This is a genomic window from Nonomuraea sp. NPDC050733, assembly GCF_040654215.1.
Classification (GTDB): domain Bacteria; phylum Actinomycetota; class Actinomycetes; order Streptosporangiales; family Streptosporangiaceae; genus Nonomuraea.
On sequence record NZ_JBFAHO010000003.1, the window covers coordinates 139,531 to 158,843 of the forward strand.

Here is a 19,313-nt window from a genome sequence, read left to right on the forward strand (position 1 = left end):
GCTCCCCGATATTGAGCTGAGTAGATCTCGGGCGGCTCCTCCATGGAAGCGTCAGGCAGGGGACCGCGCGAGGCGGTCTTGAACCAGCCTCCGGCGGTGAGCAGGAATGCGGTGGGCGTTCATGGCCCGGTGCAACAGATCAGCATCGAACCCGTGCGTACCCATGTGGTCGAGGAGAGGGTCATATCGATCAGCCCGGTCTCGCAGGAGCTCCGTGACCAACCGGAGTTCCAGCCGAACCACCGGCACATGGTGAGAGCCGCAGGCGATCGGGACGTAATGCTGCCATGGCCCGCTGCCCACGCATTCCATGGCGTCCGAATCGACTTGTCGCTCCACTGTGCTCAGCTCGACGTCGACCCCATTCACCTCGAACCTGGTGAAGTATTGCGAAGATTCAGGCAGCCATGAGGCGGCGTACCGGCAGGGAAACGACGAGAGTGCTGCAGCGAACGTGTCCACGTCATCCCGGCCGGCGAGCAGGATGTCGATGTCCCCGACAGGGAGTGGGACGCCTTGCAGAAGCGCTGCGCTTGTGCCACACACGCGATACGCCATGTCGGTGCCCGTAGCTCCGAGTGCGACGAGCGCCTTGTCCAATGCCGTCGTTATATCCGTCAGGTTCAGTGATCTCGTCCCGTCGCCCATGTAGATCAACGTAGCAATCATGCACGTGCGCGTGTCAGTCCCGGGATCCGGTGGACTCGCGCCTGCGGGCGACCTGGGCCAGACGTCCCACCCCATCTAGTACGTGCTCAACGTCCCCTGGTGGAAGTACACCTGCCACCCCTTCTCCGTCGAGTGGCGCCACAACGAACTACGGCGCGCACGGCGACCGTCGTAGTTCGACACATAGGTCAGGTGGACCAAATCGGGGGCGAGCAGAGTCCCTGCCATCTCGCTCACCTGGATCGGAGCCATCGATCGTTCTGTGTCCTGGGAAAGGGCCGCAATGATCGAATCACGGTCCCACAGACGCCCCGAGGCGCCGATCTCAAAGAACTCGGGATCCATCAACTCACCCATGAGAATCGCCGACGAGCGGACCTCATGGTCGAGAAGTCGAATTTCTCCGGCGACAGCAGCCTTAATCGAATCATCCTCGCCAACCATGGCGATCAACCTACAAGACATTCCTCCGGCGGGGCTGCTCGACCACAGGATGGTCGCGGGGGGGCAGGGCCGGGACAGGAAGCCTGGTCATGGCATACGGGCTGCCGGACCAGTAATCCGGTGGCCGCCGGCCACCTTCCTGATTAACGTGACCGCGTGCCCGGCTACAGCGATCTCGTGGACCAAGCCGTTCGAGCGTCTATTCGTGGATGGGACTTCAGCTGGCTGCGCGGCAGAACGACCGGCGGGAAACCATCCTGGGCCTACACCGAGCGAGCCTCGGTGCTGCTCTCGACCGCGCGGCGAGTCCTCGACATGGACACCGGCGGAGGAGAGGTGCTGGCTTCTCTGGCACCGCTGCCCCACCACACCGTGGCCATGGAGGGCTGGCAGCCCAACCTGCCCATCGCCGCCAAGCGGCTCGGACCGATGAACGTTACTCTGCTGGGTGGTACGGCAGATCGCATCCCTGCACGTGAAGCCACGTTCGACCTCGTGCTCAACAGGCACGGTGGGCTTGACGCAGTCGAGGTGGCGCGAGTTCTTGCCGCAGGTGGCCGTCTCCTCACCCAGCAAGTGGGCAGCCGCAATGGTCTGGAGCTGAACCTCGCTCTGGGCGCACCGCCCTCCGCCGATCCGGAAAGCTGGACCTTGGCCATCGCGGTCGAGCAACTCCACAATTGCGGGATGCTCGTGCTGGACGCTCGCGAGGAGATGGTCGACCACACCTTTCACGACATCGGCGCCATAGTCTTCCAACTACGCGCCGTCCCGTGGCAGGTTCCCGGCTTCGATCACGATCGCTATGAGAAACCGCTACGCGCGCTCCATGAACGCATCCGGTCCGAGGGCGCTTTCACCGTGCATGACCACCGCTTTTTCATCGAAGCCGAACTTCCCCGCACCCGATCGCGAGGTCCGCTCTGACGGATATCCGGGCAGCACGGTGATCACGCCTCCGGAGCCGCACTGCTCATAGATCGGGCGGCGGACGAGGTGGCAGCCTGATCTTCCAGCCCGCCATCGAGACGGATCAGCTACTCGGTGCCTCGTAGCCGGCCCCGGGTCGGCAGAATCTTGGGCGATAACATCCCCATCATGGCGGATTGGGAGCTTCGGCTGGCTTCGATGGCGGACGTCGAGGCGGTGGCCGAGTTGCGGGCCGTGGTGATGAGGCCGGATCTCGTGCGGCTCGGGCGGTACGACGAGCACCGCGTGCGGCAGCGCCTGCGGGACGCGTTCACGCCGGTGCACACCTGGATGATCGAGGTGGGTGGCGCCTTCACCGGTTGCGTGGCGCTGCGGCCGGCGAAGGACGCCTACTGGCTGGAGCACTTCTACCTCAACCCTGATCGGCAGGGCAGGGGCTTCGGTTCTGCCGTGCTGAGCAGGCTGCTGGAAGGGTGCGACCGCGAAGACGCCGTGGTCCGGCTGAACGTGCTGCAGGGCAGCCCGGCCCGCCGGCTGTACGAGCGGCACGGGTTCACGGTGGAGGCCGAGGACGAGGTGGACGTGTTCATGGTGCGCCCCCCGGTCTCGGCCTGGCGATCCTCTGGCGCGAACCAGTAGGCCACGGCCCGGTTCCCTTCCAGCCGCTCCGTTCAGGGGCACCGACCCCATGGCAAGGCTGACCCTGGCCGAGCCGCCGGGCACCATGCTGCGCGCGCCGGTCACCGGGCAGGCCATGGGCAAGATAATGAATGGCCCGGACATGAGCAACGAGGAGCTCGACGTCGCCGCCGTGTGACCCGACTCGAGCGTGAACGAAGAGGAACAGCTTCGGTGAGCCAGCTGGTCGAACACCACTCGCGCAAAGCCGCCCGCATCCTGGACAGCACGCGCCGGCTGGTGCTCGACCACGGCGTCCGCAAGGTCACCGTCACCGAGATCACCCGTACGGCCGGTGTCGGCAAGGGCACCGTCTACCTGTACTGGCCCACCAAGGAAGATCTCATCCTCGGGCTGTTCGCCCGCGACCTGCTGGCCTTCCTGGACGAGGTCATCGGCAGCATCACCGCCGACCCCGCCGACGTGCTGCCGCGCCGCCTCGCCCCGCTGCTGATCCGCACAGGATCACAGCTCCCGCTGGCGCACCGCCTGCGCAGCGATGCCGAACTGGTGCGGCTGCTCACCCAGCATGCCGGCGACCGCGAGCTGTTCGCCCGGACCAGGCCCAGCGCCCTGTGCAACGCGGTCGTGCCGATCCTGCACCGACACGGTCTGATCCGCCACGACCGCCCCCTGCCCAGCCAGGCCTACGCCCTGCACGCCGTGCTCACCGGGTTCGGCACCGCCACGACCGATCCGGCCACCGCCCCGCTCGGCGTCGACGACCCTTACGAGGTCCTCGCCGACACCGTGGCCCAACTGCTCGAACCTCCCGCCGCACCCGGCGAGCCGGCCATCACGGCGGCCGCCGACCAGACCGTCGCCGTGTTCCGTGAGACCAGGGACGCCGTACTGGACCTCATCGACCGCAGCCAGACGCTCCAACAGTCAGCCGGTCCAGGCCACCACTGACCTCACGGCCGTTCCTCACCGACCTGGATGACCATCGGCGGCCCGGGGTCGGCCTCGGTGGGCGGGCGGTCCGTCCGCGAGTTCGATACAGCGGAACGCGGCCACAAATTCTGCCATCCTTGCAAGCAGCCCAGGCCCGATCAGGCGATCGGCAGAGGGTGGAACGAGGTCTGCCCACTGCGCCGGCCCGCTCCTGTCACCGCCACATCGCGACACCGCCCCCTGGCTGACAAACGAGGTGCACGCTTGCCGGGCCGTGTACGCTCCACGCCTCGTATCGGGGGTCGGGCTGCACATCCAGATGCATCCCGCTGTCGAACACCAGTTGCAGCGCCCCCGACTTGAAGGCGACCGCTGAGAGGACCGTCGCGCCGAAGAGAGCCAGAGCCGGTGCCACCTCCTGCCGTTCGGGCACAAGACGCGACGTCACCGCATCGGAGGCGCGTGGCGAGTCCTCGCTGAGCACCGCCTCAGTCTCCAGGTCCACCTGTGCCTCGCCGTCCAAGAGCAACGTCAACTGATGGCTCACCTGGACTTGGGTCACCCGCATGCCGCGGTACGGCAGCAGCCAACGATCTTCCAACTCGACCAGTTCGGTTGCTTCAACCATGCGATAAACCTGCTCCCAAGGCCAGGGCGTCTGATCGCGAAAGCCTTCCGAGCTGATGCCGCGGGCTGTTCCCGTCACCCGCTCCGCTTCTCCTGGCCCTGCTCACTCGAATATTCGATCAACAGGCGCAGCACAGCTTCGGGATCTTCTAGATGCGGATCATGCCCCGTCGGCAGGGACGTTTCCCGTACCCATGGTGACTCTCGCACGACCGCGTCGAGCTCTCGCTGCGTCCAGACGCAATAGGCGTTCCAGGCAGGGACGAGATGTTCGGGGAACATTCCGGCGAACGCCGTCGCGTCGCCGCTGACGACCAGGAGCGGACAGCGCGTGGCCCGATAGGCGGCGAACAGATCAAGGGCGTCTATCTCCCGCATGACCTGCAGGAAAGACTCAGGAAGCCCTCGACCCATCTCCGCGAGGAACGACGTCATCTCCTGACAGGCGTGTGCCGCCGAGTCATCGTCCAGACCGAAGAACTGGTCAGGCCGCGTCGCGTTGCCATGGCCGTCGAGGTTGACCGCGAGCGGGCACTCCGGATGCTCACCGGCCCACAGAGCGGCGACCATTCCCCCGAGTGAATGCCCGACAACCATGGGCCGGTGGAGTTCATACTCCTTGGCGACGGTGGCGACGTCCGCCAGCACCTCTTTCCACGACCATGGCGCCTCACCGGATTCTCCGTGGCCACGGAGATCCATGGACACCGGCCGGAACCCGTTGCTCATGAGAAGCCCCGCGAGGGCATCCCAGTCCCTGCGTGTCCGTCCGCCGCCATGCAGGAGCAGAATGTCCTTGCCGTGCCCACCGTGATCCTCTGCCACGATCGACACGTCATCGATCACGAATCTCCGGATCGCTTCCACACCGTCACCTGTACCAGTCGTCCCCGACCGAGGCCGCACGCCGCTCCAGGTAGTCCTGCAGCGACCCCGCGACCCACTTACGGTCATCAGTCTCGTGATCCCATACGAACACATCGTCAGGCGCCGCCGGGACCCGGACATGAGCGAACTGGTCGCCGCCGCCGTTGTCCCCCACGAACATGAGTTGCTCGAAGGACATATAGAGCTCCGCGAAATCGGCTCGCCGCCGAAACTCCTCGTTCCGCTCGATGATCTGCTGGACGGACCACACCAGCCCGGATCCATACTGGTCCTGGATCCCGTTGGATTCCCGCAGCAGTTCTCGCAATTGGGTCGGAACTCTCTGCCCCAGACGCCGCTCGATCTGGTCGATCTCCTCCTCGGAGGCGGACGCGGCGAACTGCGCATCGTCGTACAACCGGCCGATCAAATCGTTCCACATGGCGGGGCCTCTCACCGTCTGCGGCAAATAGAGATCATCGTAGACGAACCACACAGTCAGCCTTTCCAGCCTGAAGTTGCAGGTCACGGGACAGACATGGGACGGGGCGGGGTGCTCGGGCTGGTCGGGACCTTGATTGTCAGCAGGTGAGCGTCCGTCAGCGGGCCCCGCGACGACCCAGCCGGCGTCGGTAGGCTTGATCCAAAGTCCTGTGCCCGGCCATGGGCGGCTACGTGCCGACCTGACCTTCGACAGGGGTGCTGATAGACGATCGGCAGATGATCCGAGCCGCTCCCCCAGAGAAGCTCGCTGCCATGAACACCTGCTTTCCCGGACGGTGGATCGGCGGCGGAACGCTCGTCTTGGGGCCCGTCGTCCTGTGCGCCGGATTCCTGCTGCGTTACCTGAGCTCCGTCACCGCCCTCACCCCGCAACAGCAGGCGTGGGCCGAGACGCAGCCGTTCGCCGCCTACGGCCAGCTCCTCGCCTACACCTCGGCACCCGGTCTGGTCACCCTCTCCTACGCGGTTTTCGCCCTGGGGGCGGTTCTGCTCTTCCCCGCCTTCGTCACCGTGGCCCAGCGCGTGGGTGGCGGCCTCGCCTTCTGGGGCGCCACGCTGCTCGTCGCCGGGCTCTTCGCGCGCCTGTACTTCGCCGGCGCCGACCAGACCGCCTTTCAGCTCACCGAGGTCATCGGGCTGGACCAGGCAACGAACGCGATCATGAAGGAGTACGTGGACATCTCCTACGGACCGTGGCGCGTACCGGTCTGGGCCTCGGTCGGCCAGTACGCGGGCTCGCTCCTGCTGGCCATCGCCGCTTGGCGCACCGGCCTCTTCGGCACCGCCCGTGCCCTGATGCTGCTCCTGGCAGGCGGCACGTGGATGGGCGTGCTCAAGGGCGCTTCGATCCCCGATGTGCTGGTCACCGGCCTGCTCTGCGTCGCCCTTGTCCCGCTGGGGGTTCGGATGCTGCGTGATCGGCTGCCGACCCCGACCGGCCGCTCGAAGGTACTGAGCTGGTGAGGGGGCAGGAACGACGTGTCTACGAGTACGGCTCGCACACCGTGAACGACACGCTCTTGGCGGCCTTCGAGGGGGTCAGCAGGTGGAAGGCGATCGTGTGGTGGCCCGGCTCGAAGGCGCCGAAGGGGTTGCGCTGGTTCTTGACCGTACCGGTCACCCAGTCCGTCCTCCATCCCTCGTCCTGGCCGTCCACGACCCAGCGGTAGCCGAACTCCACCTGCCTGCCCGACGGCCCCTTGATCAAGGCGGTGGGGAAGAGGCTGGACGACCAGCAGCCCTTGTCGGTCTTCAGTCCCTCCAGCCTCAGTGACACCAGACGTACGGTCCCCGCGGCGGCGGCCGTGGTCGCGGTTCTGGAGGGAGAGGAGGTGGCTCTGGGCGTCGGCTGCCGGTGGGAGGCGGTGGGGTTGGAGTCGCCGGTTCTGGTGGGCTGCGGCTTCTTGGCCGGCGCACTGGGTGTCTGGCCGGTGCCTGGCTTCTTGGCCGGCGGGCTGGGGGCCGTGGTAGTGGCCGGCTTGCGGTGTTTCGTGGTGGCGGCTGTACTCGTGGCCGGCGGGGAGGACGCGTCCGTCTCCGCGGGCGTAGGCGTCCACATGATCGCCCCGCCCACCAGAGCAGCGGACACCGCCAGTGCCCCGGCGGCCGCCAGCAGCGCCTTGCGGCGTGAGCGGCTCACGGTGGGACCCGCCGTACCGTCCCGGCGGTCCGTCGGGTCCCCGGCCGGGCCGGCGGCGGGCTGGGCGCCGATGAGCCGAAGGAGGACGTCCTGCATGGCGGGCCGGGCGGCGGGGTCCTTGGCCAGGCAGGACAGCACGATCGGGCGTAACGGGCCCGGCAGGTCGCCGAGGTACGGCTCGCCGTGGAGGATGCGGCGGATCACCGCGGGCAGCGAGTCGTTGCCGAACGGCGGACTTCCCGTCGCGGCGAACACGATCACCGACGCCCACGCGAAGACGTCCACCGCGGGACCGAGCGGCGCGCCCGCGAGCTGTTCGGGCGCCATGTAGGCGGGCGTGCCGACGATGCTGCTCGTCACCGTCAGCGAATGGCCGGACGCGCGGGCGATGCCGAAGTCGATGACCCGCGGACCGTCCCTGCCGAGCAGCACGTTGGCGGGCTTGAAGTCGCGATGCACCACCCCTGCCCGGTGGATCGCCGCCAGTGCGGTCGCGGTCGCCACGGCGAGCCGTTGCAGGTCGGCGCCGACGTGGCGGCCCGCCTGCTGGAGCGAGGGCCCCTCGACGTACTCGGTCACGATGTACGGCCGGCCGCCCAGTGAGGCGTCGAGCACCTGGGCGATGCAGAACGGCTCCACCCGGCGCGCCGCGTCGATCTCCTTGGCGAAGCGGTGGTCACCGGCCAGGCCGTCCTGCAGCACCTTGACCGCGACCGGCCGCCCGTCGGAGCCCTGACCCAGGTAGACGACCCCCTGCCCGCCCGCGCCCAGACGCCCGAGCAGCCGGTAGGGGCCCACGGCCGGAGGGTCTTCGGGCAGGAGCGGATTCATCACTCGGTCCCGGGCGGGCAGGCGGTGAACGTGAGCTCCCTCGACGCCGTTCCCGGCGAGGTGACGCGGAAGGTGATCCGGTGCGGGCCGGCCGAGGTCACGAGCGGGCCGGGGACCTGCTGAGTGTGGGACTCGGCGATGACGGACTCAGACCGCGCCTTCACCCGTCCGTCCAGGATCCATTCGTAACGGAACGTGGTCGACAGCTTGGTCCCCTCAACGAGGGCGGAGGTGAGGATGCTGCCTACCTGGCAGTCCTCGGTGTTGGCCTTCCTGGCGCCGAGGGCCCGCACCCACACGACTCGAAAAGCACCGCTGCCCGACGAGGTCCTCGTGGGTGAGGTCGACGGCTGGGAAGCGGACCGCGTCGGCTTCGCGGTCTGCGTCGTGGTCGGCTTCGTCGTGATTGCCGGTTTCGGGGTGGTCGACGGTTTCGGGGTGGACGGGCTTCTGGTCCTCTTCGAACGGTGGCGCGTTCTCGTCGGGGTCGGTGTCCCGGCGGAGTGGAACGCCAGTTCCTGCGTACTCGTTCGCGGTTCCCGGAGATCCCAGACGCTCGTGGCCCCCCAGACGAGGGCGCCCGCGACCGCCAGCGCCCCCACCCCGGAGACACCGGCGACCAGCGCCGTCCTGCTCCCCCGCCGTCGCCGCCCGGGAGCCGTGGACGGGCCGCGGCCACCGTCCGGATGACCGGGGGCCGGTCCGCCCAGGAGCCGCAGCAGCACGTCCCGCATGGCGGGCCGGCGCGCCGGATCCTTGGCCAGGCATTCCAGCACGATCGCGCGCAACGGCTGTGGCAGGTCGCCGAGCTGCGGCTCGTTGTGCAGGATCCGATTGATCACCGCGGGCAGGGAGTCCTCGCCGAACGGAGGTGTCCCGGTGGCGGCGAACACGATCACCGACGCCCACGCGAAGACGTCCACCGCGGGGCCGATCCGCTCTCCGGCCAGCTGCTCCGGCGCCATGTACGCGGGTGTTCCCACGATGCTGCTGGTAGCCGTGAGCCCCGATTCGACCGACCGGGCGATCCCGAAGTCGATCACCCGGGGCCCGCCCTGCCCGAGCAGCACGTTGGCGGGCTTGAAGTCACGGTGGACGATGCCCGCCTGGTGGATGGCCGCCAGCGCGGTGGCGGTCGCCACCGCGAGCCGCTGCAGGTCGGCGCCGACGTGGCGGCCCGCCTGCTGGAGCGAGGGCCCCTCGACGTACTCGGTCACGATGTACGGCCGGCCGCTGCTCAGCGAGGCGTCGAGCACCTGGGCGATGCAGAACGGCTCCACCCGGCGCGCCGCGTCGATCTCCTTGGCGAAGCGCTCGTCGGCAAGACCCTCGCGCAGCACTTTGACCGCGACCGGTCTGCCGTCGGGCCCCCGGCTCAGATAGACGACCCCCTGGCCGCCCTCGCCCAGCCGGCCGAACAGCCGGTAGGGCCCCACGGCAGCGGGGTCGCCTTCCCGGAGAGGCTCGACGTGCGACATGGGACTCCTGTGACGCGCGTATGGGATCTTCGGCACCATAGCGGGAAATGTCAGACCGAGTGAGCCAGTCGCGTGAACCAACGAACAGCCGGCAGGGTCCGGCTCCAGCATTTGAACAGATCGTTGACAACAAATAGTTCATGGCGCACTCTGGTGGCATGTCAGAAGATCCCTTCGTTCCGCCGGACCCCGGCCAGGCGCGGGCTCATCGCGTGTACGCCGCCCTCGCCCGCATCGCCGAGCGGCACGCGGCGACGCGAGACCAACGCGATCGTCAGATCCATCCGCAGGTCGTCGGCGCGCATGAGGCCGTCAGGCTGGTGTCGTTCCTCGCCGCGGGAACCGCGCAGCACGACGACGGCGAGCCGGAGGTCGACCAGGCCGACATCACCGCCGCCCTCACCCTCGTGCCGCTCGTACGGGCCGAGCTGGACCAGCTGGAGACCTCGCTGCTGCTCATGGCACGGGGCCGTGGCCTCACCTGGCAGGAGATCGCGTTCGGGTTGGGGCTCGGCACCCCGCAGGCCGCCCGGCAGCGCTACGAGCGGCTGGCCGGCCGCGTGGAGGAGAGCCAGGCGCAGTAGGTCGTCCGGGTACGAGCGTCAGCCACCCGTGGTGACGTGCATGGCGACCGGCCGGTACACCAGGCCGTCCGTCCAGGTCACCGACTCGGGCGTGCCGGTCAGACGGAGGCCGGGGCGTCGGGTCACCAGAGCTTTGATCGCCTCGGTGAGTTCGACCCTGGCGAGGCTGGCGGCCAGGCAGCGGTGCGGGCCGTAACCGAAGGCCACATGCGGGTTGGGGGGATGCTCGGTGAAGCGGTGGATGTCGAACCGGCCGGGCTCGGGAAACGCCCGCGGGTCGTGGTTGGCCGCGTTCAGGTTCGGCATGACGACCGTTCCGGCGCTCAGCGAGCCGCTGGGGAGGTCGGTGTCCTTCGTGACGCGGCGCATGAAGGCGCTGGCGGGCGGCCCGTCGAAGCGCAGGATCTCCTCGACCGCGGCAGCCGTCAGGGTCGGGTCCGCCACCAGCTCGGCCCACTGGCCGGGGTGCAGGAGCAGGCGGAAGACACCGCGGGTGATCATCGAGGCGGTCGTCTCGTGGCCGGCCGTGATGAGGGAGAAGACGGTGTTGACCAGCTCCCCCTCCGACAGCCGGTCGTCCTCGTCCCTGGCCTGGATGAGCAGGTCGATGAGGTCTTCGCCGGGCTCGGCGCGATGCTGGGCGACCAGCTCCGCGGCATAGGCCATGAAGTCGGTGTAGCCCTCGTAACGGGCCTGCTCGGTGGCCGTGGACGTGGTCAGGAACATGTCCGTCCACCGGACGAACTGCTCGTAGTGGTCCATCGGCACGCCCAGCATCTCGCAGATGACGTGGCCGGGTAACCGCAGCGCGTACCCCTGGACCAGGTCGAAGTCGTCGCCCAGGCCGTCGAGGAGGTCCTGGGCGATTCGCGCGATACGAGGGCGCCACGGCTCGATCTGGCGCGGGGTGAACGTGCCGTGCATGATCCGGCGGTAGCGGGTGTGCTCCGGCGGGTCCTGGTTCACCAGCGCGTCGGGGTCGTCGTCGATGCCCATGCCGCTCACGAACCGCGGCAACCCCGGCAGCCGCAGGTTGCGGCTGGAGGTGGGCGAGGCCAGCAGGGCGCGGACGTCCTCGTACCGGACCGCCAGCGGGACGCGGTCGCCGCTGGGCATGGCCGCCGGCGCCAGCGGCCCCGACTCGCGCCGGTGAGCGAACTCCGGCGGCGGCGTGGCGAGTGGTCCGGGGACGATGTCGGGCCAGGTCCCGTCCGGATTCCGTTCGGTGGTCATCACAACCCCTTCCGGTCCGGGCGCCCCGGGGAGACGGCCCACGCGGAACATACGAAATGCTGTGCCCCGCGTCAACGGACGGCCCGGCAGCGCCCGGCCGGTGACCGGAATGCGATTCCCATCACCTACCTGCTCGCGGAGGCCCAGGTCGAGGGCCGGTTTTTCGCGCCGAGCTTGATCTTTTGGCAGAGCTTGTCCATCTTCGGTGGCGAGTGTCCTCGCAGGCGGCACATACTGGAGGGGATGAAGCCAGCTAGCGGCGCGTCCCGTCGCCACATGCCCACAAGTCCCTTCAAACCCCCGCCCCCTGCCCCGCCTGTCGAGCGGTTCAGCGTCAACGACCAGGTGACGCATGATCGCTACGGTCTTGGCGTCGTCGTCAGCGTGGAAGACGAGGTCGCCGTGTTCGTCGATTTCGGCTCCCGGCAGGAGCGGATAACGGCACCGTTCAACAAGCTGTACAAGCTCTGAACCCGCGCACTGCGGGAAGGCACGTCAACGCGAGAGCGTCCACGTCGGCGGTCGATCTGGCGGATCGGCCAGTCCGGCGTGGGACGGTGCGGGGTCTTTCCCCGCTCGCCCCGTGTGACGAGCACGGCTGTGCCGATGCTCGGCAGCCGTTACTCGTGCGCTCTCGCCCGTCCGTCCCGAAGGGCCCATGGTGACGAGTACGCCGTGGATGGTGCTCATCGGGCCGGCCGCGGCAGGCAAGAGCACGCTGGGGCGGTTGCTCGCCGGAGCCACCGGACGCCGGTTCGTCGACGTCGACGAGATCGGCGGGCCGTACTATGCCGAGGTCGGCTGGACCATGGATCGGCTGCGCGAGCGTGTCCGGGTCGTCGGCCGGGTGGCGGCCGAGCGCGAATGGGAGCCCGCCCGCGCCCATGCGGTGCGGCGCGCCGTGGAGACGCACGCGCCAGGGGCTCCTCAGGCGGTCGGGCTGAGTTCCATCGCTTCGCCCCTCGACGCCGCCTGATGAATCCCGACGCGCCGGGCCGTCCGATAGGTTCGCGTTCATGGTGGAGTGGGTGCGTTTGCAACTGGACCTGGACGGGTTCGACGGCGCGGCTTTCGAGCCGTACCTGCGGCGGGCGGAAGCGGCCGGCGTCGCGTTCACGACGATGGCCGAGCTGGGTGACACGGCCGGCCACCGGCGCGCGCTCTACGAGCTCAACCGGACCTGCTCGGCCGACATCCCCGACCGGGGAGAGTTCTACACCTACGACGACTACGTGGCCCAGCGCATCGAGGTGCCCGGCTTCGATCCGGCCGGGGTCGCCCTGGCGGTCCACGACGGCGCGTGGGTCGGGATGTCCTCGACCTCCCTGCACCCGGCCGAGGGGTACGCGTTCAGCGAGATGACCGGCGTGCTGGCCCCGTACCGAGGGCGGGGAATCTCGCTGGCGTTGAAACTGCTGGCGATCCGCTTCGTCCGGTCGTCGGGCTTCCGGCGGCTCAGGACGCTCCACCACCCGCGCAACACGTCCGCGATCGGCATGAACCGGCGCCTCGGGTTCGTGGATGAGACCGAGGACCACGACAGGGTGCTTTGACCACCAAAGGATCACCCTGAGGTCACAACAAGCACTCAGTACCCATTTGCACCATCCGCCCCTTGCGACGCGACCCTCCGCTACGGGAGGATCACGGGTTGAAACTCCGCGATGTCCGAACCTTCGTCCGGACCGGCGGTCACCCCCCGCACACCGGTGCATGGCGACATGGAGAGACTGTCGTGCAGCCACAAGAGCACATCGAGCAGTTCGGCTATCGACAGGAGCTGCGTCGCGGGGTCGGGCTGGCCGACCTCGTCTTCTACGGCCTCAACTTCATGGTGCCGATCGCGCCGTTCGCCATCTTCGGCCTGGTCTACTACCGCTCCGCCGGCATGCCGGTCCTCGCGTACCTGGTCGGCATGGTCGCCCTGCTGTTCACCGCGGCCTCGTACGCCCAGATGGTCAAGGCGTTCCCGCTGTCCGGCTCGGTCTACAACTACGCGGGGCGCGGCATCAGCGCGCCGGTCGGGTTCATGACCGGGTGGGCGATCCTGCTCGACTACCTGCTCGTTCCGGGCCTGCTCTACCTGATCGCGTCCAAGGCCATGAACGCCGGCGTGCCGCAGGTCCCGGTGTGGGCCTGGCTGATCATCTTCGTGACCGTCAACATGGTGATCAACCTGCGCGGCGTCCGCATGACGATCAAGCTCACCAGGGTGATGATCGCCGCCGAGCTGGTCGTGCTGGCGCTGTTCCTCGTGGCCGGCGTCTGGGCGATGCTCCAGGGCGCGGGCAGGGGATTCAGCCTGGCGCCGCTGTTCAACCCGGAGACGTTCTCGTGGCCGGTGGTGTTCGCGGCTGTGTCGGTCGCGGTGCTGTCCTTCCTCGGGTTCGACGGGATCAGCATGCTGGTCGAGGAGTCGACCGGCGGCTCGGCGCAGGTGAGCAGGGCCATGCGCTTCGCGCTGATCCTGGCCGGCGTGCTCTTCATCGTCCAGGTGTGGGTCGCCGCCCTGCTCGTGCCCGACCCGGCCGGCCTGCTGGCCCACAGCAGCGACACCGCGTTCCAGGAGGCCGCCGCCGTCGCCGGGGGCGACTGGCTGCGGCAGCTCACCTCGAACGCCACCGCCATCTCCTGGGGCGTGGCCAACACCCTGGTCGCCCAGGTCGCCGTCTCACGCCTGCTGTACGCGATGGCGCGTGACCGCCAGCTCCCGGCGTTCCTGGCCAAGGTGTCGGTCAAGAACTCCGTGCCGACCAACGCCATCCTGCTCGTCTCCGCGCTGTCCGTCGGGCTCGGGCTGTGGGTGTCCGCCCTCAAGGACGGCGTCGAGGTGCTCAGCAGCCTGATCAACATGGGCGCGCTGGTGGCGTTCATCGTGCTGCACGTGTCCGTCATCGTGCACTACCGGATCAGGCAGCGCTCGGACGATCTCTGGTCGCACCTGGTCTCGCCGCTGATCGGGATGGCGATCCTGGTCCTCGTCGTGATCAACGCCAACATCCTGGCGCAGGTGACGGGCTTCGTCTGGCTCGGGGTCGGGGCGATCGTCCTGGCCGGCATGTACGCCGCCGGACGCCGGCCCACCGTCCAGGGCCTGGCCGCACGGGAGCGGGTGTGAACCGGCTGCCGCTCTACCAGGACCTCTACCTCATCGCCCACAACGAGGCCGGCAAGCTCCTGACCCACCAGTCGTCGCTGGCCCTGGGGCTGGCGGGGGCGGTGCTGACCGAGCTGGTCCTGGCCGAACGCGTCGCCGTCGTCCAGGGCCGCGTCACCGTCTCCGAACGCCGCCGCACCGGTGACCCGATCGTCGACGCCCTCGTCAACCTGATCCCCTGGGACCGGGACCACCGGGACGTGCGATCCTGGTTCAAGGCGGCGGCCAAGGACATCTACGACCGTACCCGCGACGACCTGGTCGCCAAGGGTGTGCTCGCCCAGGTGACCAGGCGGCGCATGGGCATGCTGCCGTACCTGCGCTACCAGCTCACCGACATCTCCTGGGCCGTGCGGGCGTCGTCGGGGGTGCGGTCGGCGGCGGAGGGCTTCAAGCAGCCGGACGCGGCGTGCGCCACGCTGTGCGGCCTGGTGGCGGTGCTGCGGGTGGAGGCGGAGCTCTACCTGAGCCAGCCGTCGGGCCGGCTCGTCGAGCGCCTGCGCGCCATCGCCGACGAGCACTCGCCGGTGGTGAAGGAGCTCGTGCACATCGTCGACACCCTGATCGCCGAGGCCGCCGTCGCCGTGTACCGGTGACGGGGGTCAGAGGGGCTGCTCCAGCAGGCGCTTCATGGGCTGGAGACCGGCCGCCTCGTAGAAGGAGCGCGCGCCCTCGTTGAACTCCCAGACCTCGGTCACCAGGCGCCGGCACCCGGCCTCCCTGCCCGCCTCCCGCACCGCGTCCAGCAAGGCGGTCGCGACCCCGAGCCGCTTGGCCTGCGGCGCCACGACGATCTGGTTCAGGGCGATGAACGAGTCCGCGTTCAGGAGCACGCTCGGCCCGCGGTGGTACACCGTCGCCTCCGCGTACCCGGCGCACTCACCGTCCGCCGGCTCGGCCACGAAGATCCGGGTGGACTCCTGCCCGAGCCGCTCCGCGAACCGCTTCGTGAGCTCCTCGGCCGACGGCCGCGCCTGGAACAGGTCGGGCCGGTGTCGGCGTGGAGGCCGTGGACGTGCGGGTTCATCCCGGCGAGGAGGGCGGCGTCCCCGGGGGTCGCCTGACGGACTTTCAACGGTGACACGGACACCCTCTCTTCTCGGACACGGTGTGCGACCATGGGCGCATGGACCGCGAAAAGGCCCTGACGGACATCTCATGACGGACGAGCGGATCACCACGATCGGCCGTTGTTACGGCTGCAAGCGGACGTTCGGCTTCGATCCGGCGACGGTCACGATGTTCGCGATCGACCCGGAGACCGGCTTCCCGCCCGGTATGACGGTGCTGGGCACGGTCCGCGAGCCCACCCCGGAGGCGGTGGCCCGGTCCGTCGAGGAGCCCGTCTGCCCGGACTGCGTGGCCAGGGCGAAGCAGGCTCTGGAGCCCCCCGATCCCTTCACCCCCTGGTCACGCCCCTAGCGTTCCGGCGAGGTCCGCGGTGACCTTCCCGTACATGCACATGTCGCGCCGCTCGCCCCCCACCTCCCGCCAGCTGCGCAGCAGCCCCTCGCGGGCGAACCCGGCGCGCTCGGCCGCCCGCCACGACGGCGTGTTCCACGGCTCGATGTGCAGCTCCAGCCGAGCGAGCCCCAGCGGGCCCAGTCCCCAGGACGAGATCGCCACCAGCGCCGCGACCGCCACCCCTCGCCCGCGGGCCGAACCGGCGACCCAGTAGCCCACCTCCGCCCGGCCGTGGGGGCCGGGCCACAGCCCGATCTGGCCGACCGCGTCGCCCGTTCCGGCGTCGGCGATCGCGAACGAGTATCCGGCTCCCTCGGCGGCCCTGCTCCACTGGCGCCGCACGAACGCGACGCCCTCCGCCTCCGAGTATTCGGACGGCACGGTCGTGATCAGCGGGATGTACGGGTCCCGTGACGCCTCCCGCACGGCCGCGACGTCGTCCAGCCGCCACGGGCGCAGCAGGAGGCCGCCGCCGGCCGGAAGCTCGGGCATCGCGAGCGAACGATCTTCCATCCCGGCATCATGCCACCACCGCTTGAGTCTCCCGTACGGGGAGACGGCAGGGTGGGGGCATGGACGGTGACGCGCTCTACTCGATCGGTGACCTGGCACGGCGGACCGGCGTGACGGTCAAGGCCATCCGGTTCTACTCCGATCAGGGCATCGTGCCGCCGGCCGGCCGTACCCCGGCCGGTTACCGCCGATACGGCGTCGAGGCCGTCGCGCGGCTGGATCTCGTACGGACGCTGCGCGAGCTGGGGCTGGACCTGCCCACGGTGCGCAGGGTCGTGGAGCGGGAGGTGTCGCTGCCGGAGGTCGCCGCGGCGCACGCCGAGGCCCTCGCGGTGCAGATCCGGACGTTGCGGCTGCGGCGTGCGGTGCTGACGGCGGTGGCCAGGCGCGGGTCCACACCTGAGGAGACGGAGCTCATGCACAGACTGGCCAGGCTTTCCGAGGACGAGCGGCGGCGGCTGATCGGGGAGTTCCTCGACGCCGCGTTCGGCGCCCCCGGCGACGCGGGCGCCGAGGCGTTCGCGGGGACCCGGAACTCGATGACGCCCGAGTTGCCCGACGACCCCGAGCCGGAGCAGGTGGAGGCGTGGGTGGAGCTGGCCGAGCTCTCCCGCGACCCCGGCTTCCGGGCGGTGATGCGGCGCATGGCGGACGCGCACGCGGCGGGAACGGCTCCCGGCGCCGTGCCACGGCCGGACGCGGTCGCGGTCGTACGGGAGCAGGTGGGGCCGGCGGTGGCGGCGGGGGTCGATCCGGAGTCGGCGGAGGCGGAGCCCGTCGTCGCGGCGGTCCTGGCGCGGTACGCCCGGCTCGTGCACCCGCCCGGCGAGACGGCGCCCGCCGGCGGCTCCACGGGCGACGGAGAAGGACTCCGTCGCCGGCTGCTGGAGTACCTGGAGCTGGTGAACGATCCGCGCAGGGAGCGCTACCTGCGCCTGCTCGCCGTCGTCAACGCCTGGCCCCCTCCCGAGAGCCTGACACCGTCACTCGACTGGACCCTCCACGCCCTGCGCGCCCGAGCCACGGAGTGACGAGGGGGTTCACGGGGCCGGGGTGAGGCGGTGGGGTGGGAAGGCGTGGTGGCGGGCCGTCAGGACGGCCGCGAGCGTGGGGGCCAGCAGGGCCAGCGTGGTCCACGGGAACGACACCGGCCCGAAGAGGTCCAGCAGGAGGCCGCCCACGACGCCGCCGGCCGCCATGGCCGCGTTCCACAGCGTGACCAGCATCGCCTGGGCCGTGTCCGCCGCCTCGCCGCCCGCGTCGCCCGCGGCCGTCTGGAGCAGGGTGGGCGCCCCGCCCCAGCCGAGCCCCCACAGCGCCGCGGCGGCGTACACCAGCGTGGGGCTGCCGGCCGCCACCGCGAGGACGGCCGCCGCCACGGCCACCAGCGCGGCGGCGGTGATGGTGAGCGTGCGCAGGCGGCGGTCGATGAGCGCGCCCACGAGCCAGATGCTCGCCAGCGAGGCGACGCCGAAGATCAGCAGCACGAGGTCGACGACGTCGCCCATGCCGTTGGCGGTCAGGAACGTCGCGACGTAGGTGTAGAGGATCGTCTGCGCCAGGACGAACAGCAGGGTCACGAACAGGATCGGCGTGACACCCGGCACGCCGAGCGTGCGCAGCAGGGCGGGGTGGGCGCCGCGGCCCTGTCCGGGGTGGTCGGGGACGAGCGCGAAGATCCAGGCGAGCAGGACGGCGGCGATCGCCGTCATGGCCCAGAACGTCACCCGCCAGCCGAGCGCCTCCCCGAGGAACGTCCCCGCCGGCACCCCCAGCGACAGCGCCGCCGGGATGCCGGCCATGACGATCGCCATGGCCTTGCCCTGCAGGCGGACGGGGGCCAGGCGGCGGGCGTACCCGGCCAGCAGCGCCCAGACCACCCCGGCGGCCACCCCGGCGACGAAGCGCGCCACCAGTGTCAGCGGGAAGGACGCCGAGAAGGCGGTGACGGTGTTGGCCAGGGCGAACCCGGCCACCCCGCTCAGCAGCAGCCGCTTGCGCGGCCAGCCCGCCGTGGCGGCGGACAGGGGGATGGCGGAGACGGCGGTGCCGATGGCGTAAACGGTCACGAGCTGTCCGGTCGCGGCCTCGCTCACCCCGAGGCCGGCGCTCATTGCGGGCAGGACGCCGGCGGGCAGCGTCTCGGTCAGGACGGTGATGAAGGCGGCCGTGGCCAGCGCCAGCAGGGCTCCCAGGGGCAGGCGCTCCTCGGGGGCCGAGGTGCGGGGCGGGGCGGGCCGTGTGGTGTGATCGCTCATGCTGCGTATGCTCGAACCATCACATAGATGTGAAGGTCAAAGCGACGACGTGTGAGGTCGGTCACATGCGGATCGGAGAGCTGTCGGAGCGCACCGGCACGCCGCGACGGCTGCTGCGCTACTACGAGGAGCAGGGGCTGATCGTGCCGGCCCGGTGCGCGAACGGCTACCGCGACTACGACGAGCGGCTGGTGGACCGGGTCGTGCAGATCCGTGGGCTGCTCGACGCCGGGCTGCCCACCCGGATCATCAAACAGATCCTGCCCTGCCTGGACAAGCCCCGGGTGATCCACTTCCCGGACGCGACCCCGGAGATGCTGGCCACCCTGCAGGGGGAGCTCGACCGCATGAACGACCGCATCACCTGCCTGACCCGCAACCGCGACGCCATCGAGGAGTACCTGGACGTCGTACGGAGCGGCGAGCGGAGCGCCTCCTGATCCGGCCGTCACGCTCCTGAGGAGCGACGGGTCCTGGCACTTCACCTGACGAGGCGTGACGCCCCGTGTCCGGGGTAACCGGGCAGCAGAAGGTGGAAGGAGC

At 69.7% G+C, this 19,313-nt stretch carries 25 protein-coding genes; 14 read left to right on the plus strand and 11 right to left on the minus strand.

All coding sequences use genetic code 11. The annotated features are described in order from the left end of the window. Positions 1 to 51: 51 nt before the first annotated feature. Both AB0H64_RS07310 and AB0H64_RS07315 read right to left on the minus strand, forming a co-directional pair. Complete coding sequence (locus tag AB0H64_RS07310; RefSeq protein WP_357621089.1) at positions 52 to 657, minus strand: hypothetical protein; 606 nt, start codon at positions 655 to 657, stop codon at positions 52 to 54. Positions 658 to 744: 87 nt separating this feature from the next. Beyond that, positions 745 to 1,113 carry a DUF4440 domain-containing protein gene (locus AB0H64_RS07315; protein ID WP_357621091.1) on the minus strand — a complete coding sequence of 123 codons (369 nt, stop codon included), beginning with the start codon at positions 1,111 to 1,113 and terminating at the stop codon, positions 745 to 747. 156 nt (positions 1,114 to 1,269) lie between these two features. Between AB0H64_RS07315 and AB0H64_RS07320 the strand changes: the two genes are divergently transcribed. From AB0H64_RS07320 to AB0H64_RS07335, 4 genes are all read left to right on the plus strand, one after another. Next, the gene (locus AB0H64_RS07320) at positions 1,270 to 2,040 is read left to right on the plus strand and encodes a methyltransferase domain-containing protein (protein WP_357621093.1); all 771 of its coding nucleotides are present in this window, start codon (positions 1,270 to 1,272) and stop codon (positions 2,038 to 2,040) included. Between the two features lie 171 nt (positions 2,041 to 2,211). Next, positions 2,212 to 2,682 (plus strand): GNAT family N-acetyltransferase, encoded by a 471-nt coding sequence (locus AB0H64_RS07325; protein WP_357621095.1) that lies wholly within the window; start codon positions 2,212 to 2,214, stop codon positions 2,680 to 2,682. Between the two features lie 49 nt (positions 2,683 to 2,731). Beyond that, positions 2,732 to 2,860, plus strand: a complete 129-nt coding sequence (locus AB0H64_RS07330; RefSeq protein ID WP_357621097.1) for a hypothetical protein — start codon at positions 2,732 to 2,734, stop codon at positions 2,858 to 2,860. A gap of 35 nt (positions 2,861 to 2,895) precedes the next feature. Further along, positions 2,896 to 3,633, plus strand: a complete 738-nt coding sequence (locus AB0H64_RS07335) for a TetR/AcrR family transcriptional regulator (protein WP_357621099.1) — start codon at positions 2,896 to 2,898, stop codon at positions 3,631 to 3,633. 196 nt (positions 3,634 to 3,829) lie between these two features. On the opposite strand, the gene AB0H64_RS07340 is transcribed toward AB0H64_RS07335, so the two are convergent. Genes AB0H64_RS07340 through AB0H64_RS07350 form a run of 3 tightly spaced genes read right to left on the minus strand, consistent with a single transcriptional unit; the run spans position 3,830 to position 5,638 of the window. After that, complete coding sequence (locus AB0H64_RS07340; protein WP_357621101.1) at positions 3,830 to 4,321, minus strand: DUF6188 family protein; 492 nt, start codon at positions 4,319 to 4,321, stop codon at positions 3,830 to 3,832. Continuing rightward, positions 4,318 to 5,109 carry an alpha/beta hydrolase gene (locus AB0H64_RS07345; protein WP_357621103.1) on the minus strand — a complete coding sequence of 264 codons (792 nt, stop codon included), beginning with the start codon at positions 5,107 to 5,109 and terminating at the stop codon, positions 4,318 to 4,320. The genes AB0H64_RS07340 and AB0H64_RS07345 overlap by 4 nt, the downstream gene beginning before the upstream one ends. 4 nt (positions 5,110 to 5,113) lie before the next feature. Then, positions 5,114 to 5,638: an SMI1/KNR4 family protein gene (locus AB0H64_RS07350; protein WP_357621105.1), complete on the minus strand. Its 525-nt coding sequence runs from the start codon at positions 5,636 to 5,638 to the stop codon at positions 5,114 to 5,116. Between the two features lie 227 nt (positions 5,639 to 5,865). Here AB0H64_RS07350 and AB0H64_RS07355 point away from each other — a divergent pair, with 227 nt between their 5' ends. Next, positions 5,866 to 6,576, plus strand: coding sequence for a hypothetical protein (locus AB0H64_RS07355; RefSeq protein WP_357621108.1), 711 nt, complete (start codon positions 5,866 to 5,868; stop codon positions 6,574 to 6,576). 19 nt (positions 6,577 to 6,595) lie between these two features. Here AB0H64_RS07355 and AB0H64_RS07360 read toward each other — a convergent pair whose 3' ends face one another. Together AB0H64_RS07360 and AB0H64_RS07365 are read right to left on the minus strand one after the other, a co-directional pair. Next, positions 6,596 to 8,083 (minus strand): protein kinase, encoded by a 1,488-nt coding sequence (locus AB0H64_RS07360; protein WP_357621110.1) that lies wholly within the window; start codon positions 8,081 to 8,083, stop codon positions 6,596 to 6,598. After that, positions 8,083 to 9,561 carry a serine/threonine-protein kinase gene (locus tag AB0H64_RS07365; protein WP_357621112.1) on the minus strand — a complete coding sequence of 493 codons (1,479 nt, stop codon included), beginning with the start codon at positions 9,559 to 9,561 and terminating at the stop codon, positions 8,083 to 8,085. Before AB0H64_RS07365 ends, AB0H64_RS07360 begins: the two co-directional genes overlap by 1 nt. 158 nt (positions 9,562 to 9,719) lie before the next feature. On the opposite strand from AB0H64_RS07365, the gene AB0H64_RS07370 reads away from it, so the two are divergent. Next, a complete protein-coding gene (locus tag AB0H64_RS07370) occupies positions 9,720 to 10,145 on the plus strand; it encodes a DNA-binding protein (protein WP_357621114.1) in 426 nt (141 codons plus the stop codon). Positions 10,146 to 10,163: 18 nt separating this feature from the next. Here AB0H64_RS07370 and AB0H64_RS07375 read toward each other — a convergent pair whose 3' ends face one another. Further along, positions 10,164 to 11,378, minus strand: coding sequence for a cytochrome P450 (locus AB0H64_RS07375; RefSeq protein WP_357621116.1), 1,215 nt, complete (start codon positions 11,376 to 11,378; stop codon positions 10,164 to 10,166). Positions 11,379 to 11,621: 243 nt separating this feature from the next. Between AB0H64_RS07375 and AB0H64_RS07380 the strand changes: the two genes are divergently transcribed. The 5 genes from AB0H64_RS07380 to AB0H64_RS07400 all read left to right on the plus strand — a co-directional run bounded on the left by AB0H64_RS07380 (position 11,622) and on the right by AB0H64_RS07400 (position 15,131). After that, positions 11,622 to 11,849, plus strand: a complete 228-nt coding sequence (locus AB0H64_RS07380; RefSeq protein WP_357621118.1) for a hypothetical protein — start codon at positions 11,622 to 11,624, stop codon at positions 11,847 to 11,849. A gap of 187 nt (positions 11,850 to 12,036) precedes the next feature. Next, positions 12,037 to 12,354, plus strand: coding sequence for a shikimate kinase (locus AB0H64_RS07385; RefSeq protein WP_357621120.1), 318 nt, complete (start codon positions 12,037 to 12,039; stop codon positions 12,352 to 12,354). Between the two features lie 52 nt (positions 12,355 to 12,406). Further along, positions 12,407 to 12,931 carry a GNAT family N-acetyltransferase gene (locus tag AB0H64_RS07390; protein WP_357621123.1) on the plus strand — a complete coding sequence of 175 codons (525 nt, stop codon included), beginning with the start codon at positions 12,407 to 12,409 and terminating at the stop codon, positions 12,929 to 12,931. 182 nt (positions 12,932 to 13,113) lie between these two features. After that, positions 13,114 to 14,496 carry an APC family permease gene (locus AB0H64_RS07395; protein ID WP_357621125.1) on the plus strand — a complete coding sequence of 461 codons (1,383 nt, stop codon included), beginning with the start codon at positions 13,114 to 13,116 and terminating at the stop codon, positions 14,494 to 14,496. Further along, complete coding sequence (locus AB0H64_RS07400) at positions 14,493 to 15,131, plus strand: GPP34 family phosphoprotein (RefSeq protein ID WP_357621127.1); 639 nt, start codon at positions 14,493 to 14,495, stop codon at positions 15,129 to 15,131. The genes AB0H64_RS07395 and AB0H64_RS07400 overlap by 4 nt, the downstream gene beginning before the upstream one ends. Before the next feature lie 6 nt (positions 15,132 to 15,137). Here the strand turns inward: AB0H64_RS07400 and AB0H64_RS07405 are convergent, their stop codons facing one another. Further along, complete coding sequence (locus AB0H64_RS07405; protein ID WP_357622141.1) at positions 15,138 to 15,695, minus strand: GNAT family N-acetyltransferase; 558 nt, start codon at positions 15,693 to 15,695, stop codon at positions 15,138 to 15,140. Between AB0H64_RS07405 and AB0H64_RS07410 the strand changes: the two genes are divergently transcribed. After that, a complete protein-coding gene (locus AB0H64_RS07410) occupies positions 15,694 to 15,957 on the plus strand; it encodes a hypothetical protein (RefSeq protein WP_357621129.1) in 264 nt (87 codons plus the stop codon). The genes AB0H64_RS07405 and AB0H64_RS07410 overlap by 2 nt on opposite strands. On the opposite strand, the gene AB0H64_RS07415 is transcribed toward AB0H64_RS07410, so the two are convergent. Continuing rightward, positions 15,946 to 16,512 carry a GNAT family protein gene (locus AB0H64_RS07415; protein ID WP_357621131.1) on the minus strand — a complete coding sequence of 189 codons (567 nt, stop codon included), beginning with the start codon at positions 16,510 to 16,512 and terminating at the stop codon, positions 15,946 to 15,948. The genes AB0H64_RS07410 and AB0H64_RS07415 overlap by 12 nt on opposite strands. Positions 16,513 to 16,571: 59 nt before the next feature. Between AB0H64_RS07415 and AB0H64_RS07420 the strand changes: the two genes are divergently transcribed. Then, positions 16,572 to 17,543 (plus strand): MerR family transcriptional regulator, encoded by a 972-nt coding sequence (locus AB0H64_RS07420; protein WP_357621134.1) that lies wholly within the window; start codon positions 16,572 to 16,574, stop codon positions 17,541 to 17,543. A gap of 9 nt (positions 17,544 to 17,552) precedes the next feature. On the opposite strand, the gene AB0H64_RS07425 is transcribed toward AB0H64_RS07420, so the two are convergent. Further along, positions 17,553 to 18,770, minus strand: a complete 1,218-nt coding sequence (locus AB0H64_RS07425; protein ID WP_357621136.1) for an MFS transporter — start codon at positions 18,768 to 18,770, stop codon at positions 17,553 to 17,555. Positions 18,771 to 18,835: 65 nt separating this feature from the next. Here AB0H64_RS07425 and AB0H64_RS07430 point away from each other — a divergent pair, with 65 nt between their 5' ends. Beyond that, a complete protein-coding gene (locus AB0H64_RS07430; protein ID WP_357621138.1) occupies positions 18,836 to 19,210 on the plus strand; it encodes a MerR family transcriptional regulator in 375 nt (124 codons plus the stop codon). Positions 19,211 to 19,313 lie beyond the last annotated feature (103 nt).